Raw genomic sequence first — 16,128 nt, 5'->3', positions numbered from 1 at the left:
GAACTTTAAATATTAGACTTACATAAAATGCAGAGTCAATAATATTTAAAGTTCGATTATTATTTATTTAACTGTTCTTCTCATTCTTACTGAATGACTAGCCTTCTACCGAATCAGTTGGTTCCTCTAATGTTTCTTCAGCAGGAACTTCTTCCGTTGTTTCTTCTACTGGAGTTTCTTCAACAGACTCTTCTTCTGAAGGAACTTCCTCAGAGGGAGCTTCTTCTGCTGGTACTTCTTCACTGGTCTCTTCCTCAGAACTGATTTCTTCTTCTGATTCAGTTGGAACAAAGCCAGCAATAGTATACTCTGCTGGTATTTCTACTTGGGCTTGATAATTGTTCTCTACAGAAACGCCATAAATATTGCTAAAGTCATACGCTCCTTGTAAAGGAATCATCTCATTAGAAACGACATCTAATTGACTCATCTCATCTGTAGCAACATCAAAAGTATAGATGTTAAAATCAGCAGTGTTTCCTGCTGGGTTATCCCATACATTCTCTAATGAGATAACTGATCCTTCTTGAGTTGGATTCACATAGTTATAAACTTGCGGTGCACGTCCTGTTGCAACAGCTAAACGTGAAATAATTTCTGCTAATACCGGATCTGAAACTTTCATGCTTTCAAACGCATTCAATTTATTTATCCAGTTCTCTTTAATATTAGCATAACCAGGTTGATACTCTCCTGAAGCAATAAATTCATCTTGATTAGCCGCATATTGGTACATAATTGTTCTTAAGTGATTCAAAGCAGACTTTTCTTCTGACGTTAATTCTGGTGTCATCGCTTCAAAGACAAATGTATCACTATAAACACCATCTACAGCTTCTCCAGTTTCAATTACACGATACATTTCATCAGAAAATGCTTGGATGATTGGGTGATATGTGTTGGCATCAGTGAAATCTACACGCTCCGCTGCAAGAAGATTCTCTGCAGAAACAGCACCCTCTAATCCTGCTAAAACATCTGACCAGTTTTCCTGAATACTTTGTTCAAGTTGTCCAATTGTATCTTCGGATTGAGCTGCATCAGTATTAGCGAATTCTTGAGCGAATGCTTCTAATTCTTGTTGTAACTGCTCATCTGTTACACCATAATTATTCGTAATATTATTCACGATATTATTGATGTTTGTGTTCGTTTCTTCACTATTATCGACTTCAACGTTTGAGTTTTCTGCGTTGATATTTGTGTTAACGACTTCTTGTTTGATTTCTGAAATCATTTGGTTAACTTGAGAATCAGTAATCACTACTTGTTCATTTTGAATGATTTCGTTCACTAAAGTAATCTCATTTTGAGCCACTTGAACATCTTGAGGATTTAGAGCCACACCTTGTTGTTCTAATAGTGCGTATACACCTGCTAAAGCTCCCTCACCTGTTACTGGTGATACTGTAGCGATACGTATTTGAGCATTTCGTGCACCAGCAGTAATTGCTGCGTTTTGGTAAGTTGTTGCCGATACTCCCGTAATGTTTTGTGGTGTAACGATTTGGACTTGTACCCCATAACCTTCATTCATCGTTTGGATATAAGCACTCGAGTAAACAACCGTTCCTGGTCCTGACCCGTCTTGTAAATATTGATTAATAACTGTTCCATCGACATAAAGAATGCTGCTTGGGTCAATTGCATTAGCACCAAGTAACTGTAATGTTTGTTGTGCTTGAGTTTGATCTAATGACCCACCTAAGGCAACTAATTGTGATTCTTGTGCTTGAACTTGTTGGATACTACCCGTATTAAAATTTAGTACAGGTTGAGCTAATGGTGCACCTACTAATGCAACCATTGCTGATAAAAGTAATCTTTTTTTCATATATATACCCCATTTATAAGTTTTATGTACATTGATTATATCACAGAATAATACTTTGTCTTGTTACGCGACATTTTAACAAATATTATTCATACTTTATTCGCAAATTTGAATTAACCCTCTTATATTGTTCAGAATAAAAAACGCTTATCCAAAAATAGATAGCGTTTTTTCATTTAATCTTTTTCAGTTTTCTGATCCTCAAGAACTTTTGCGACAACCCCACTAATGAATTGACGTGATTTATCATCACTAAAGAATTTACTCAATTCTATTGCCTCGTCGGCTGCTACGTTATTAGGAACTTCCTCTTCTGAGATGAAAAATATCTCAAAGAAAGCAATACGTAAAATGATTAAATCAATTCGAGCAATACGATTTAAACTCCAACCAGTTAAATATGGCTCAATAAGTTTATCAATTTCAGCTTCTTTAGAGCGAACTCCTTCTATTAATTCATAGAAATAATCATTATTTATCCCATCATAACCTTCTTCTGGGAAAACTCCTGCTTCTAATGCATAATCAACTGCTTCGTTGATATCTAAGTTCTTATGAGCAGAAATCATTTGATAAAGTGTCTGAACAACAATTTGTCGAACTTCACGACGTTTAACAACTTTCTTACTCAAAGTCTTCACCAAATTCTTCTACTTGCTCATCTGACATGTACTCTGCTGGCTCTGTTTCAACAGATAAGACATGAACATTTACTTCCTGAACCGCTAAATCTGTCATAAATAAAATTTGTTCTTTCACTTTATCTTGAATTGCAATGGCAATGTCAGGAACTGAGAATCCATAAAGAACACGAATTTCTACATCAACAATAATCGCATCGCTTTCTGTTGTAATTTTTGTGTTGATACGGTCACGGTCCATACCTAAAAAGTTCCCTACTTCTTTTTGGAAGCCAGTCACTTTAGATACAACCCCTTCAATCTCACTTGCCGCTTGAGCTGCGATTGATTCTAAGACACCTGTAGTAATTTTAATTTCGCCTAAATTTTCTGTAGCTTGTGTTTCAAATGGTACTTCGGTTATTTTAGCCATAATAGCCCTCCTTCTATACTTTACTCATTAATGTACGTATTTTTCTTATTGTAGCGGAATTCTTAAGAAAGTGCTATACAATTATTAAATTTTTAGGACTACGATTTAAACTTTCTACTCCGTCTTCTTTAACAATAAGATCATCTTCAATACGAACACCACCAAGTCCTGATACATAAATACCAGGTTCATTCGTAATAATGTTGTTTACAACCAGAGGTTTTTCGTTTCTTCCTGCTATAGCTGGCCCTTCATGAACATCTAAACCAATTCCATGACCAGTCGTATGTCCAAAGTTTGGTCCATATCCCTTTTCAGAAATATAGTCTCGTGCTAAAGCATCTACTTCTTTTCCAGTCATGCCTGCTTTGGTACTAGCAATTACACGATTATGAGCTTCTAAAACGATGTTATATATTTCTTCTAACTTTGGATCAACTTCACCTACGGCAATCGTACGTGTCATGTCAGACGTATATCCTTTAAAATAGCATCCAAAATCAAGTGTAACAAAATCACCATGTTCAATGACTTTATCACTTGCTACTCCATGAGGCATCGATGATCTTACGCCACTCGCAACAATTGTATCAAATGACATACCAGATGCACCTTTACCTTTAAGATATCGGTCAAGTTCATTCGCAACTTCAATTTCAGTTATTCCTGGCTTGATAAATGTTAAGATATGCTCAAATGCTTGGTCAGTGATCTCACATGCTTCGCGTATTATTGCTATTTCGGCTTCATCTTTTACTTCACGAATCGTTTCGATAACCCCTTCTGTTTGAACTAACATGGGCTCAAATAATTCACTTAAATGAGAGTAAGTAGAAACATTCATGTCATTCGCTTCAATCCCCATTGATTGTACTTCTTCTGCATTAAGTAATTCATTTATTTCATTGTACATCTTACCTTTATGGATAATGATATCGAAGCCTTTAGCTTGCTCCTGAGCTTGGTCTGTATAACGAAAGTCAGTTATAAAATAATTATGTTCAGGAGTAATTAAGATTAAACCTGCTGATCCTGTAAATGTTGATAAGTAGCGTACATTTTTTGGTGTTGTTACTAAAAATGCATCTACGTTAAGATTGTTCATTTCTTCTCTTAATTCACTAATTCTATTCTTCATACTATGCCCTCTTTCTACATCAATAGTTGTATTATATCAAATATAACTCAAATATTAAACAAGAGGCCTTTATTCGGCTAAAGAAGAAATCCTTGTCTAAAAACGAGAGTAATCCGCATACTTCTGTCTTATATGTAACTCGTTAATCGTTCACACAGCGATTTATTCATTGATTACTCTTGGATTTCTCTTTCAAAAAGATAACCGTTCCAATGAATTGCATAATTTAACCGGACTCTTTCACTTTGTTCGTTACGACTAAAAGCCCTTTGGTTTAATTCAGTCGACATTGATTCAGAACCATTCAAGCGGGAATAACTTGTTACACCGTGATTAGTCGTCATACTCATAGGATGAATATCTTCAGGTATCCATTGATAGATACGATGATAGCCATCATTTTTAATCAACCTAAAAGATTGCTCTTTTAAAGAGTTTTCTACAACTTCAAATAACTCTTCCAAATCTTGGTATGTGTTTTGCTCTATTTGGTTGTCTTGATAATCAAATTTCACCGGCTGATTCGTATCCAATAAGATGCCGTTACAACTTACTGTTGTAAATAGACTACAGTACTCAAGTACATCCTCAGGCATATATACGTTTTGTGTGTACACATACACTTGTTCATATTGATCGTTGTTATTTAACTGCGCTACTGCGAATTGCTCCGTTGTATCGAGCCACTCAAGAATATTATTTGGCATTTTTAAATTTAAATGATCATTCAATCGCATCATAAGCTGGTCTTCAAAATTTAAAGCATCCGTCTGGTTTTTTGCTGGGAGAAGATTCGTTATCATCTCCTCTTGGATTCTAGCGGTATAGTGATCATCGAAATTTAAATACCGGGTTATATTTAATTGATTCAGTCTCAACAAACCCCAATACACTAATTGGCTAATTAATATAAATACAATAACGTAAACCATGACCATCCCTTGTTTATTGTGCTTCATCCCTTTACTCCTCGATGTTCTCAAGGGATATCACCCCTGAAAAAACCTGACCATTATTAAACGTCACAGTCATGCTTAACTTGTCAAAAATCTGAACCAACTGCCAATCATAAACGTCATACAATAAAGGTTGATGTCCAGGTGCTATATAAATTTTATTGTTTTGCTTTATTATTCGACTTGCTTTATGTGTGCCCTTGTTTTCTATCCGAATGATTTCTGGTTCTATCTCGATAATAATGTAATTATTTAATTCTAACTCGATAAGTGTTATAAAATGTAAGAAATCCGCACTATGGTCAGTGCGAATTTCCGTTTCTACTCGGTTATAACTATCATAAATTAACATGAGTGAGTGCATAAACAGACTAAGAATGAAGAGACTAATTAAAACTTCGATCAGAGTAAAGCCTTTTTTAAAACGTAATCTCGTGAATTTCAACATACAACTCACTTCCACCTTCCAAAGATATATAGCAGTAACTTAAATCACATTCAAAATTAGTAACCACTTCATCATTAAATTCTTCCCAAGTTAAGATTAATTGCTCATTCACAGCTTGTTTCGCTTTTTCATTCATTTCTTCATCTAAACTTACATCCACAAGTTCCGAAAACAATCGCCACGTTTGACTTATTTGAGATACGTCATCCATTCGTTTCAATTCATTATGAAAAGCGGGTAAATATAGAATCATCATTGAGCTAAATAAGAAAAAGCCTATAATTGTTTCAATCATTGAAAACCCACCTTTATCTTTGTAATTCAAATTGACCATTCCCTAACTGAAATACTAAGTAAATACGTTCTTCAATATTTGAGTCATAAAAGCTCACTGTTCTAAAATAATCAACACTCCCACTTTGTAAATACCAAAACATAAACGGCGTTAAAAACTCAATATGATCCGGAGCATCGATGGTAGCTATCCTTTCTTGACTATAAATATCTCTAATTCTTAATTGATTTAAACTAGCATGAAATTCGACTGAAATAATTGTTCTTTGAAGTATAGCTAATTGTTGTGCACGTTTTAAATGACTCATGACTTCATCGAAAAACATGCGACTTTCTATCTGTTTTGTTATATTTACGTCCGGCTGAATCATAAGAATGAGACTCATTCCTGAGATGATTACTAGAACAATTAACGATTCAATAAGTGTATACCCTTTTTTGTTCATTCTTTTTAGTCTTATTCATTACCAGTAGTTGATTCATTTAATAACTTTGTAGCCTCATCTAATTGTCGAGCAGTGATGTAACCTTCCTCGAATAACACCTCTAAAGATGGTACTTCTCCACCATTCACAATCTGATAAGTACTAGATTGGGTTTCAATTATTTCAGCAATGTTGATGCGAGCTTGTTCATCAATATTATCTCGTTGCCCCGCTACGTTTGGTATAATTATTGCCATTAGAAGACTGACTACCACCAACACAATTAACATTTCTATTAAGGTAAAACCGCGTTTATTCAACTTCACAATTTTTTTCATAGATATCATTTTCCTTTCATATTCCTTGCATCGTTAACATTGGTAACATCATAAGTAAATACATCGACATCACTAATACGCCAATTATGATGAATAATACCGGTTGCACTAAAGTAAGTTTGGCTTGAATATCATTCATCAAATCTGAGTACACTTTTTGAGAGTATAAGCTGCATTTTTGAGCAGTTTGACTCGTTAATTCTCCTTGGTATATCACTAAAGGTAATTCTTTGGTAAAAATATCTAAGTCTTCAAGGATGACTGCTAAGTCTTCCCCTTTTAACATGCCTTTCTTTATCTCATTCGCTATTTCGCTCAAAAATGGATCGATTGGGTAATCTACTAAAACTGTAATTGTTTGTTGGATTGAATACCCTCCAGTAAAGAAATGACCAATTTCTTTGGAAACTTTATATGAACTATAACTCCTTACCCATTTCTTTAGTCCTGGAATTCGTGTCAAAATCTGGTAGCGTTTCATTTCTGTTTGTTTTAACAAATACAAATCGACACAACCATAAATAATTAACACGATGGCTAGTAAGATTCCAAAGATTTGAGGTAGATAAGTAAAGAAACGAACTAATACACGAACAAAAAATTGTTCATCATACACTTCTTGAGAGATAAAACTTGTGACTTGTGGAAGTAGGAACAAACGCATTGCGAATAACATTCCTACTAATCCTATACCTAGAAATATGGGATAGATTAATGTTTTAATGAGTTTTTGTCTATATTTTTGAGCTTCTTGTAGCTGGTTGCTAGCATCTAATAGAGAATCAATAAACCTACCTTGACGCTGAGCATAAAACAATTGAGCGATGAGAGCGTTGGAATACCCTAGAGGTTCTAAAGAACTTTCAAGTGACATTCCTTTTTCCAATTGGGATATAATATAATCAATTGCTTTAGTTTGTTTCTTCATTAAGATTCGCATAAAGTGCAAACTTTGATGAATTGAAAACCCTTCTTGTAATAACTCACTCAATGTTTTTAACAAGTAAGGCTGTAAATTCTTAGGTATTTTCAACTCTTTAGATAATTTCGAATTTTGTATAGGTTGCTTCATCAATGTATCCATATGCCCATGCCTTTCGTAATTTGTCATTTAAGGAATCGTATTCAATATAAGTGTGATTATTATGTAATACGCTGTTCAATGAGTCTTTAGCTAATATTTCAAATATTGCTGCTCTCTTTTGATTTTGCTTCTTATCCTGACAATCTAATCGACATGCTGATTGACATTGATAACAATATCTAGGTACCAATCGTTGTGATATGACACCAATTAAAGTTTGACGAAGTTGTTCATCGCTAATACTCAACTCCTGTAACCTTGCGATGACACCTAGCGTGTTTTTGGCATGAATCGTGGCTATCATTAAGTGTCCTGTTAATGCGCCTCTTACAGCCATCCTAGCTGTCTCTTCATCGCGAATCTCACCGATCATTAATACATCGGGGTGATGGCGAAGCGAAGATTTAATTAATAAATCATATGTAATGCCTGCTTTTTCATTCACTTCAGTCTGCAAAAATTGCTCCTCGAATATCTCCACTGGGTCTTCCATTGTTATTATTTGTAGAGATTCTTGTTGAATTAACTCACGTAACAATTGATAAATAGTTGTAGTTTTTCCTGAACCTACTGGCCCAGAGAATAAGATCAAACCACTTTTTCGTTGGGTTAACGTTCTTAATAAATCAATATCTTCAGGAAAATATGTTATGACTTGATTATTACTACGTTTTTGAGCTTTAAGCACTCTAATGACAATTGATTCGTACAAAAGCACATTCGTAATTGTTGAAAATCTTAGTTCTACATTTTCTTCCTCAATCATTAAGGCTGTTGACCCTGATTGTGGCCTTCTCTTTTCACCTACATCCATATTAGCCAAATACTTAAAATGACTAATCAATCGTTTACCCCAGTCGATGGATTTCTCCTCATATAAAGACAAGCGCCCATTCGTTCTAAAATGAATTGCATATGCCTTTTTGGTTGGTAAAATATGAATATCAGATACTTCTTGATTCACAGCCGCTTGTATTAATCGTTTTGCATCACCTTCAATCATTTTCTCACTCCTTTAAACTAGCCTATATATATATACGTAAAAAATGCTCGTTTCCATTAATTTATTTTCACTTTAATAAAAATAATTATTTTGCTCTCAAATATTTGACTATTTATGTCTAGAATGGTTAATATGAAGTATTAGATTAACAAGATCAGTTTTCCAATAAAAAATTACCCCACTCCGCATTAAAACAGTTTTCTCAATTGCTTTGAACTTTCTTTTCTATGTGAAAGAAACTAAATTGGGATATACTTGAAATAATGAATGTGATAAAATGGTAATAGCTGTGAATTCAATATATTCACTACTCGTTTGAAAACAAATCAATGAAAAGGAGCAATTTAAATGATATTTAAAGTTTTTTATCAAGAATCAAAAAAGGAAGCACCTCGTCGTGAAGCCACACATTCAATGTTCGTGGAAGCAAATGCAATTAGTGAAGTTCGTGAGTACTTAACTGAAAACACACCATACATGATCGAACACATCACTGAAATATCAGGAGAGTTTTTGGAATACGAAAAAGAACAGAATCCTGACTTCGAGGTTGTGAAACCTTAGATGGCAGTAAATCTTAGAAACAATGAAGTCGGCGTATTCGCCATTGGTGGATTAGGTGAAATTGGAAAAAACATGTATGGTGTCCAATTCCAAGATGAAATTGTTATTTTAGACTGCGGTATTCTCTTCCCAGAAGATGAATTATTAGGTATCGATTACGTTATTAATGACTATCAATACCTTTTAGAAAACCGTCATAAAGTTAAGGGCCTTTTTATTAGTCATGGCCATTTAGACCATATTGGTGGTATTAGTTATCTTTTACAACAAATTAACGTACCGATTTATGCTGACCCACTTGCTGCTGCGTTAATTCGCGATAAACTACAAGAGAGCGGTCTATTACGTGATGCTCAAATTACTGAGTATAACGAAGATACAGTCGTTAATTTCCGTAAATTATCTATTAGCTTCTACCGAACAGTTCACTCAATTCCAGAAGCACACGGAATTGTTGTAAAAACACCTGAAGGAAACATTGTCTTCACTGGAGATTATAAATTTGATTTTACGCCAGTTGGTGAACCTGCTAATATTCACCGTATGGCTGAAATTGGTACTGAAGGTGTCTTATTACTTTTAGGTGATAGTACAAATGCTGAAGTTCCAACTTTCACACTTTCAGAGCGTGTCGTTGGGCAATCCATTCATAACATTATTCAAGGTGTTGATGGTCGTGTTATCTTTGCGACGTTTGCATCAAATGTTTCTCGTCTTCAACAAATTGTTGAAACAGCAATCAAAACAAATCGTAAAATTGCTGTCTTTGGTCGAAGTATGGAAAACTCAATTAAAACAGGTATTGAACTAGGATACATTGATGATTATGGCTTAGACTTATTTGTTGATAGTCGTCAATTAGACCAATACCCTGCCAGCGAAATGATTATCATATGTACGGGATCTCAAGGTGAGCCGATGGCTGCTTTAAGTCGTATTGCTAACGGTACACACCGTCAAATTTCGATTCAGCATAACGATACAGTGATTTTCTCAAGTTCACCAATTCCTGGTAACACATTAAGTGTTAACCGTGTAATTAACCAACTTGTAGAAACTGGAGCGAATGTTATTCATGGAAAAGTTAATAACATTCATACCTCAGGTCATGGTAGTCAACAAGAACAATTACTTATGCTTCGCTTAATGAAACCAAAGTACTTCATGCCAGTGCACGGGGAATATCGTATGTTAAGTATTCAAGCTAAGCTTGCAGAGTTAACAGGTGTACCCCGCGAGAATACATTCATCATGAAAAATGGTGATATGCTTGCGCTAACAAAAAATAGTGCACGCATAGCCGGTTTCTTTAATGCTCAAGACGTCTATGTAGACGGAAGTGGTATTGGTGATGTTGGTAATATTGTATTACGTGATCGTAAGAGTCTTTCTGAAGATGGACTTGTTATTGTTACAGCAACTATCGATTATGAAAACAAACAATTAATAAGTGGTCCAGACATCATGTCACGTGGATTTATTTACATGAGAGAATCGGTTGATTTAATTCAAGAGATTCAACAAGCGATGAAATCAGCAATAAATCGTGGCTTGAATGAGAATGGAAATAATGTCAACGAAAAGTTAATTCGTGATATTATCTTCGATCAAATTAAACCAATATTATTTGAGCGTACACAACGTTCTCCAATGATTCTTCCAGTATTATTAGATGTAAATAAGGGTGTTCGTAAACGCCGAAGTAAGTAGATGATTAAAGCACCAATGATAAACATTGGTGCTTTTTTTTATAGCTTTAATTGCCTAATGTTATGTAATAGTATAAAATAATGTCAACTTTATAGAAAGAAGGTTATACATCATGTATGATTTTATGCGCAAAATCCCTGGTGGTCTCTTATTGATTCCTATGTTGCTAGCCGCTCTTATGAACACGTTTCTACCAAACGTCTTCACTAACTTAGGTGGCGTCAGTGAAGCTTTGTTTACAACAAGTGGATTAAACTATGTTATTGGTGCAGCTTGTTTTTGCTCTGGCGCAGGGATAGATATCAAACGTCTTTCCATTGTCTTTAAGAAACAAGGCTTAATATTATTAGTTAAAACAGTCATTTGTTTAATTGTCGGTTTTCTTTACATTAAGTTTTTTGGCATGGGTGGACTCTTTGGTATTAGTGCTATCGCTTTAATCACGGCTATTTGCAGTACGAACCCTTCTTTATACTTAGCATTAGAACAAGATTATGGTACACAAGATGACATGAATGCTTTTGGACTAGTTGGTCTATTCTGTGTTCCTGCCTATCCAATGTTAGTTTTCAGTATTGCACAATCAACGCCAGTTGATTGGACTCCTATCTTATCAACTCTCGTGCCTATTATCTTTGGGATGATTGTTGGTAATCTAGATAAGAAAATGGCCGAGTACCTAGCACCGGGTGTCGTTGTCTTAACTCCTTTTATGGGTTGGGTCTTCGGTGCTGGAATCAATCTATTTGATGCCATTCAATCAGGTCTACAAGGAATTATTCTAACAATTGTATTCTATGCATTATTAGTACCCATTTTGATTATGTTTGAACATCGTATCTTACATGAAGATGGCGTATCCTCCCTTGCAATCTCTTCTATTGCTGGTATGTCAGTATCTGTTCCAGCATTAATTGCAAACTCTGCACCTGAATTTGCGGTGTATGTCGAAAGTGCTACTGCGCAAATAGCTTTAGGTGTTGTCATCTCAAGTATTATTACACCCATTTTAGCGCGTTGGGAATTTAAACATACTCATCCTGATGTAAAATAAGTCCACTCAATAAAAAAGTGCTTAAGTATCTTCTTTACGAAAATACTTAAGCACTTTTTTTATCTAAGTTTTAAGGCTCGATCAATATCACGTTTCATTTGTTGTTCTTTCAATGAATGTCGTTTATCGTATCTATTTTTACCTTGAGCTAAGCCAATTAACACTTTTGCTCTCCCTCTAACAATATAAACTTTCAAAGGAATAATTGTGACCCGATTCTGTTTTACTTCTCGTTCTAATTTTTGTATTTCTTTTTTATGAAGTAGTAACTTTCGATTTCTTAACGGTTCATGATTGAATATATTCCCTTGTTCATAAGGGCTTATATGAACATTTTTCAAAAAAGCTTCGCCTTGACGTATTGAAATAAAGCCATCCTTTAAATTTATCTTACCTTGGCGGATTGCTTTGATTTCAGTACCTTGTAATACCATACCAGCCTCGACTGTCTCAAGTATTTCATAATCATGTCTCGCTTTTCTATTTTGTGCTAATGGTTTATCTTTCTGTTGTACCATAGTCATCCCTCATTTACATCAAGGTTATTTTTTCCGTTTTCTAATTTGGAATTTTTTACCTTTATTATTATCACCTTTAGACGGTTGTGTTGCAACTTTCTTAAAGGTTTGTCTATTATTACTTTGTGATTTTGGCTTACGACCTTTTTTGTTATTTCTATTCTTATTATCAGAAATTACATGTTCTAAATCGCTATTATCCGTTGGATACGTCTCGATCAATTTGAAATCAATTTCTCGATCTTCAATACTCACGCGCTCAACTTCTATGAGTACTCTTTGCCCAATACGATATACATTATTTGTATTTTCTCCAATAAGGATTAAATGCTGTTGATCGTATCGGTAGTAATCATCTTTTAATTCTTGTAATGAGATGAGTCCTTCAACCGTATTTTCTAATTGAATGAACATTCCAAATGAAGTAACTGAACTAATAGTTCCTTCAAATTGCTCACCGACTTTATCTACCATATACTCAGCTTTCTTCAATGAATCTGTCTCACGTTCTGCCTCAACAGCCCGACGCTCCATCTTCGAAGAATGCTCTGCTATGTTAGGTAATTTTTGAGCAAGATTTCTCTTCTCCTCAGCACTAGGAGTAGACTCAATATATTTATGAATCAAGCGATGCACAATTAAATCCGGATAACGACGTATCGGTGACGTAAAGTGTGTATAATCTTTAGCAGCTAATCCATAATGTCCAAATGGTTCATCAGTATAACGAGCTTGTTGCATACTTCTTAACATCATCATTGATACAACCTCTTCATAAGGCGTATCGCTTAATTGATTTAGTGCTTCTTGTAACTGCTTTGGCTTAATCGATTCAGCTTGTCCTCTTAAAATTACACCAAAAGCTGTAATAAATTCAGCAAAACGTTGCATACGGTCCTCGTCTGGTTGTTCATGGACACGATAAATCATCGGCCAATCTTTTTCAGTATAAGTACGAGCTATCGTCTCATTCGCAGCTAACATAAATGATTCAATTAATCGTTCTCCTACACCTCTATGACGGTGAACAATATCTATCGGTTTGCCGTCTTCGTCTACGATAATTTGAGCTTCCGGTGTTTCAAAGCTTAAAGCACCACGACTTTCGCGCATACCTTCTAGAATAAAGTGTAATTCACTCATCTGATCAAGCATCTCAGTAATCTCATGATACTCTTTTCTTAAGTCAGTGTCCCCTGCAAGAATTGTGTTAACATCCGTATAAGTCATTCGATACGAAGAATTGATGACACTCAAGTAAATATCTTTATCAATGGTTCTACCATTTGAATCAATTGTCATCTCACATGACACTGTTAACCGGTCTTCTTCTGGTAACAATGAACAAATCCCATTAGAAAGACGCTGAGGTAACATTGGAACAACTCGATCAGTCAAATAAACTGATGTCCCTCTCTCTAACGCTTCTGTATCTATAGCAGAGTTTTCAGTCACATAATGTGAAACATCCGCAATATGTACGCCTAATCGATAATGCCCATTATCAAGTTTTTCTAATGAAATCGCATCATCTAAGTCTTTAGCATCTGCGCCGTCAATCGTAATAATCATTCGATCCCTTAAATCACGTCGACCTTCAATATCTTTGGGATTGACTTCGTGTCCGATTGCTTGTGCTTCCTCTAAGACAGTATCAGGAAACTCTGACGGAATATTGAATTGATATAATATAGCTAATATATCCACACCAGGTGCGTCTTTATGTCCAATCTCTTTAGCTACTAATCCTGTTAAAGTATTTGGTTGATCCATCGTAGGATAATCTTTAATCTTCACAATAACAATCGCATGGTTAACTGGCTTCAAACCATCTGGTAAGACTTCAACTTTTAAATCATCGCTAAATTTACCTTGAGGTATAACAAATCCTATGAACCCTGTTGAATCTCGCATCTCTTTGTCGTAGGCTACAAATTCACCGACTATTTGAGACGATGCTCTTTCTATGATCGTATCAACTCGAGCTTCTGATCCTTTACCTGTTGACGGATTTACATGTTTTAAAATTGTTGCTTCAACTGTATCTCCATCCATTGCATTCCCAACTTGTCCTGGTGGTACGAATAAATCTGGGCGATCAGGATCATAATCAATAAAACCAAATCCACGGTCATTTCCACGGAATGTACCCACTGCTTTTTCTTCTCGGGTATTCTTGGCTCTAAATCTACCGTTTTCTGTCACTTCTAATTCATTTATACGCTCTAAAAAAGCTAGAGCTTTTACTAATTTCTTGAAATTTTTACTTCCCTGATAATTAAAATGTTGGGCGATTTCATTTGTTTGGTATTGAGTATCTGGGTTTTTTTGTAAAAATTCTAATATACGTTCTTCTAATCTTGATAAACTCATTGTGCCCTCCTTCTGTACGTTCTCTATCGTACGACTATTTTAACGAATTAATAAAATTGAATAGCGCGACTTCGAACTCTTTTCGATTACGATTCACAGTAATAACATGTGTGTTATCCGGAAACCAGTTAAAGTCTACTTTCGCATTTACTAACTCATTTTGTAATTTTTCTGCATCTGTATTGTCAATCATCTCATCTTTACCTGACTGTGCAATAAAGTACGGTTGATGAATGTTATGAAGTTGTCCCTTGAATTCTTGTTTAAAGTTTTCGAGTTGTTTAATTTGTTCTCTATGTTTTAATAGAATTTCATCTATATCATTATCATAGCTTTCTTTTGAAGCGAAACGTTTATAGATTGCTTTGACATAAGCAATAAAATGAACTTCAACGTCAACTGGCTTTTCAGTAAAGACAGGTGAGTTAAACACGCCTCCACCTTGAACATTCAATTCAGATTGTGTCATCAACCAAGTGGCGAAAATTCCACCTAATGATAAGCCAAAAACTAAAATGTTAGAATACTCACTTTGCATTACTTCAACAGCATCTACTGCTTCTTGCTTCCAAGTAGATATATCTGCATTCAAAATATCATTAACATCTTTAGTTCCGTGTCCATCAAATTTTGGACATAAGACTCCAAATCCTTGTCGATTTAATTCTCTGGCTAATAAATTTACATCATTTGGCGAACCCGTATAAGCGTGGAATAATACAACCCCAACCTCTTTGCTCTCACCTTCATAATACTTTCCGTCTTTAAACGCGTTTAATTTCAAGTATGAACCCTCCCCAATACTTTATAAGTAAAGTCTACATGATATTGATCAATAGTTAAACTAATTAGATTAAAAAAAGAACAAGTCCAAATAGTAATACATCAAGGATGAATTACTTTGAACATTGTTCTGATTAATTAATATAAAACTTATTTACTTGATAAATAAGCCAATGTAATTGTTAATACAAAGAATAAGATTCCTAGTATTGTTGTTGCACGAATCAAAAACACTTCGAATCCTCTTGCTCGAGTTTTCGGTTGTCCGTCATCGCCTCCACCTAACATACTTGCTGCATTACTCTTAGATGGTTGCATAACAACAAAAATAATCATTAAAATTGCGACAATAATCAAAGCTGTAAGTAAAACTTGATACAAAGGTCTTACCTCCTCCATAAAATATCCATTACTCATAATATCATTTCTTATATATATTATCAATTAATGTTCCTACTAACTTTCATTATACTGTAAATCCTAATTAACAATCAACTGTATAATTTATATATCTTTTGATTTGTAGTCAATTAATCCTATGAGTAAAAGAATA

The 16,128-nt window shown here is 34.7% G+C and carries 18 protein-coding genes; 3 read left to right on the top strand and 15 right to left on the bottom strand.

Annotation, left to right across the window (positions count from 1 at the left end; all coding sequences use genetic code 11):
- Positions 1-97: 97 nt before the first annotated feature.
- The 11 genes from HYQ40_10805 to tadA all read right to left on the bottom strand — a co-directional run bounded on the left by HYQ40_10805 (position 98) and on the right by tadA (position 8,573).
- A complete protein-coding gene (locus tag HYQ40_10805; GenBank protein MBZ6528253.1) occupies positions 98-1,834 on the bottom strand; it encodes a DUF1002 domain-containing protein in 1,737 nt (578 codons plus the stop codon).
- 176 nt (positions 1,835-2,010) lie between these two features.
- Positions 2,011-2,403: a transcription antitermination factor NusB gene (nusB, locus tag HYQ40_10800; protein MBZ6528252.1), complete on the bottom strand. Its 393-nt coding sequence runs from the start codon at positions 2,401-2,403 to the stop codon at positions 2,011-2,013.
- Between the two features lie 55 nt (positions 2,404-2,458).
- Positions 2,459-2,887, bottom strand: coding sequence for an Asp23/Gls24 family envelope stress response protein (locus HYQ40_10795; GenBank protein ID MBZ6528251.1), 429 nt, complete (start codon positions 2,885-2,887; stop codon positions 2,459-2,461).
- Positions 2,888-2,960: 73 nt separating this feature from the next.
- Entirely contained in the window at positions 2,961-4,025 is a 1,065-nt protein-coding gene (locus HYQ40_10790; GenBank protein MBZ6528250.1) for an aminopeptidase P family protein, read from the bottom strand.
- Between the two features lie 173 nt (positions 4,026-4,198).
- Complete coding sequence (locus HYQ40_10785; protein MBZ6528249.1) at positions 4,199-4,984, bottom strand: hypothetical protein; 786 nt, start codon at positions 4,982-4,984, stop codon at positions 4,199-4,201.
- 4 nt (positions 4,985-4,988) lie between these two features.
- Positions 4,989-5,429, bottom strand: coding sequence for a prepilin-type N-terminal cleavage/methylation domain-containing protein (locus tag HYQ40_10780; GenBank protein MBZ6528248.1), 441 nt, complete (start codon positions 5,427-5,429; stop codon positions 4,989-4,991).
- On the bottom strand, positions 5,401-5,724 hold the full coding sequence (locus HYQ40_10775) for a hypothetical protein (protein MBZ6528247.1): 324 nt from the start codon (positions 5,722-5,724) through the stop codon (positions 5,401-5,403). The genes HYQ40_10780 and HYQ40_10775 overlap by 29 nt, the downstream gene beginning before the upstream one ends.
- Positions 5,725-5,737: 13 nt before the next feature.
- Positions 5,738-6,169 (bottom strand): prepilin-type N-terminal cleavage/methylation domain-containing protein, encoded by a 432-nt coding sequence (locus HYQ40_10770; GenBank protein MBZ6528246.1) that lies wholly within the window; start codon positions 6,167-6,169, stop codon positions 5,738-5,740.
- Between the two features lie 11 nt (positions 6,170-6,180).
- A complete protein-coding gene (locus tag HYQ40_10765; protein ID MBZ6528245.1) occupies positions 6,181-6,486 on the bottom strand; it encodes a prepilin-type N-terminal cleavage/methylation domain-containing protein in 306 nt (101 codons plus the stop codon).
- Positions 6,487-6,502: 16 nt separating this feature from the next.
- Positions 6,503-7,558, bottom strand: a complete 1,056-nt coding sequence (locus HYQ40_10760) for a type II secretion system F family protein (protein MBZ6528244.1) — start codon at positions 7,556-7,558, stop codon at positions 6,503-6,505.
- Positions 7,524-8,573 carry a Flp pilus assembly complex ATPase component TadA gene (tadA, locus tag HYQ40_10755; GenBank protein ID MBZ6528243.1) on the bottom strand — a complete coding sequence of 350 codons (1,050 nt, stop codon included), beginning with the start codon at positions 8,571-8,573 and terminating at the stop codon, positions 7,524-7,526. Before tadA ends, HYQ40_10760 begins: the two co-directional genes overlap by 35 nt.
- Before the next feature lie 348 nt (positions 8,574-8,921).
- On the opposite strand from tadA, the gene HYQ40_10750 reads away from it, so the two are divergent.
- The 3 genes from HYQ40_10750 to HYQ40_10740 all read left to right on the top strand — a co-directional run bounded on the left by HYQ40_10750 (position 8,922) and on the right by HYQ40_10740 (position 11,901).
- A complete protein-coding gene (locus HYQ40_10750) occupies positions 8,922-9,137 on the top strand; it encodes a DNA-dependent RNA polymerase auxiliary subunit epsilon family protein (GenBank protein ID MBZ6528242.1) in 216 nt (71 codons plus the stop codon).
- A complete protein-coding gene (locus HYQ40_10745; protein ID MBZ6528241.1) occupies positions 9,138-10,847 on the top strand; it encodes a ribonuclease J in 1,710 nt (569 codons plus the stop codon).
- A gap of 112 nt (positions 10,848-10,959) precedes the next feature.
- Positions 10,960-11,901: a 2-keto-3-deoxygluconate permease gene (locus HYQ40_10740; GenBank protein MBZ6528240.1), complete on the top strand. Its 942-nt coding sequence runs from the start codon at positions 10,960-10,962 to the stop codon at positions 11,899-11,901.
- Positions 11,902-11,960: 59 nt separating this feature from the next.
- Here HYQ40_10740 and smpB read toward each other — a convergent pair whose 3' ends face one another.
- From smpB to secG, 4 genes are all read right to left on the bottom strand, one after another.
- Entirely contained in the window at positions 11,961-12,419 is a 459-nt protein-coding gene (gene smpB / locus HYQ40_10735; protein ID MBZ6528239.1) for an SsrA-binding protein SmpB, read from the bottom strand.
- A 24-nt stretch (positions 12,420-12,443) separates the two neighbouring features.
- Complete coding sequence (gene rnr / locus HYQ40_10730) at positions 12,444-14,792, bottom strand: ribonuclease R (protein ID MBZ6528238.1); 2,349 nt, start codon at positions 14,790-14,792, stop codon at positions 12,444-12,446.
- A gap of 34 nt (positions 14,793-14,826) precedes the next feature.
- Positions 14,827-15,576: an alpha/beta hydrolase gene (locus HYQ40_10725; GenBank protein ID MBZ6528237.1), complete on the bottom strand. Its 750-nt coding sequence runs from the start codon at positions 15,574-15,576 to the stop codon at positions 14,827-14,829.
- Between the two features lie 149 nt (positions 15,577-15,725).
- Positions 15,726-15,956 (bottom strand): preprotein translocase subunit SecG, encoded by a 231-nt coding sequence (secG, locus tag HYQ40_10720; protein ID MBZ6528236.1) that lies wholly within the window; start codon positions 15,954-15,956, stop codon positions 15,726-15,728.
- Positions 15,957-16,128: the final 172 nt, after the last annotated feature.

The sequence above is a fragment of the Aerococcaceae bacterium DSM 111021 genome (assembly GCA_020112395.1).
Taxonomy (GTDB): domain Bacteria; phylum Bacillota; class Bacilli; order Lactobacillales; family Aerococcaceae; genus Ruoffia.
The sequence above is the reverse complement of the archived record's forward strand: the minus strand, read 5'-3'. Positions and strand labels throughout refer to the sequence as shown.

Bases quoted from the DNA above. Each gene is read 5' to 3' on its own strand.
- HYQ40_10805 (MBZ6528253.1), bottom strand. From the start codon at position 1,834: ATGAAAAAAAGATTACTTTTATCAGCAATGGTTGCATTAGTAGGTGCA.
- nusB (MBZ6528252.1), bottom strand. From the start codon at position 2,403: ATGATTTCTGCTCATAAGAACTTAGATATCAACGAAGCAGTTGATTAT.
- HYQ40_10795 (MBZ6528251.1), bottom strand. From the start codon at position 2,887: ATGGCTAAAATAACCGAAGTACCATTTGAAACACAAGCTACAGAAAAT.
- HYQ40_10790 (MBZ6528250.1), bottom strand. From the start codon at position 4,025: ATGAAGAATAGAATTAGTGAATTAAGAGAAGAAATGAACAATCTTAAC.
- HYQ40_10785 (MBZ6528249.1), bottom strand. From the start codon at position 4,984: ATGAAGCACAATAAACAAGGGATGGTCATGGTTTACGTTATTGTATTT.
- HYQ40_10780 (MBZ6528248.1), bottom strand. From the start codon at position 5,429: ATGTTGAAATTCACGAGATTACGTTTTAAAAAAGGCTTTACTCTGATC.
- HYQ40_10775 (MBZ6528247.1), bottom strand. From the start codon at position 5,724: ATGATTGAAACAATTATAGGCTTTTTCTTATTTAGCTCAATGATGATT.
- HYQ40_10770 (MBZ6528246.1), bottom strand. From the start codon at position 6,169: ATGAACAAAAAAGGGTATACACTTATTGAATCGTTAATTGTTCTAGTA.
- HYQ40_10765 (MBZ6528245.1), bottom strand. From the start codon at position 6,486: ATGAAAAAAATTGTGAAGTTGAATAAACGCGGTTTTACCTTAATAGAA.
- HYQ40_10760 (MBZ6528244.1), bottom strand. From the start codon at position 7,558: ATGAAGCAACCTATACAAAATTCGAAATTATCTAAAGAGTTGAAAATA.
- tadA (MBZ6528243.1), bottom strand. From the start codon at position 8,573: ATGATTGAAGGTGATGCAAAACGATTAATACAAGCGGCTGTGAATCAA.
- HYQ40_10750 (MBZ6528242.1), top strand. From the start codon at position 8,922: ATGATATTTAAAGTTTTTTATCAAGAATCAAAAAAGGAAGCACCTCGT.
- HYQ40_10745 (MBZ6528241.1), top strand. From the start codon at position 9,138: ATGGCAGTAAATCTTAGAAACAATGAAGTCGGCGTATTCGCCATTGGT.
- HYQ40_10740 (MBZ6528240.1), top strand. From the start codon at position 10,960: ATGTATGATTTTATGCGCAAAATCCCTGGTGGTCTCTTATTGATTCCT.
- smpB (MBZ6528239.1), bottom strand. From the start codon at position 12,419: ATGGTACAACAGAAAGATAAACCATTAGCACAAAATAGAAAAGCGAGA.
- rnr (MBZ6528238.1), bottom strand. From the start codon at position 14,792: ATGAGTTTATCAAGATTAGAAGAACGTATATTAGAATTTTTACAAAAA.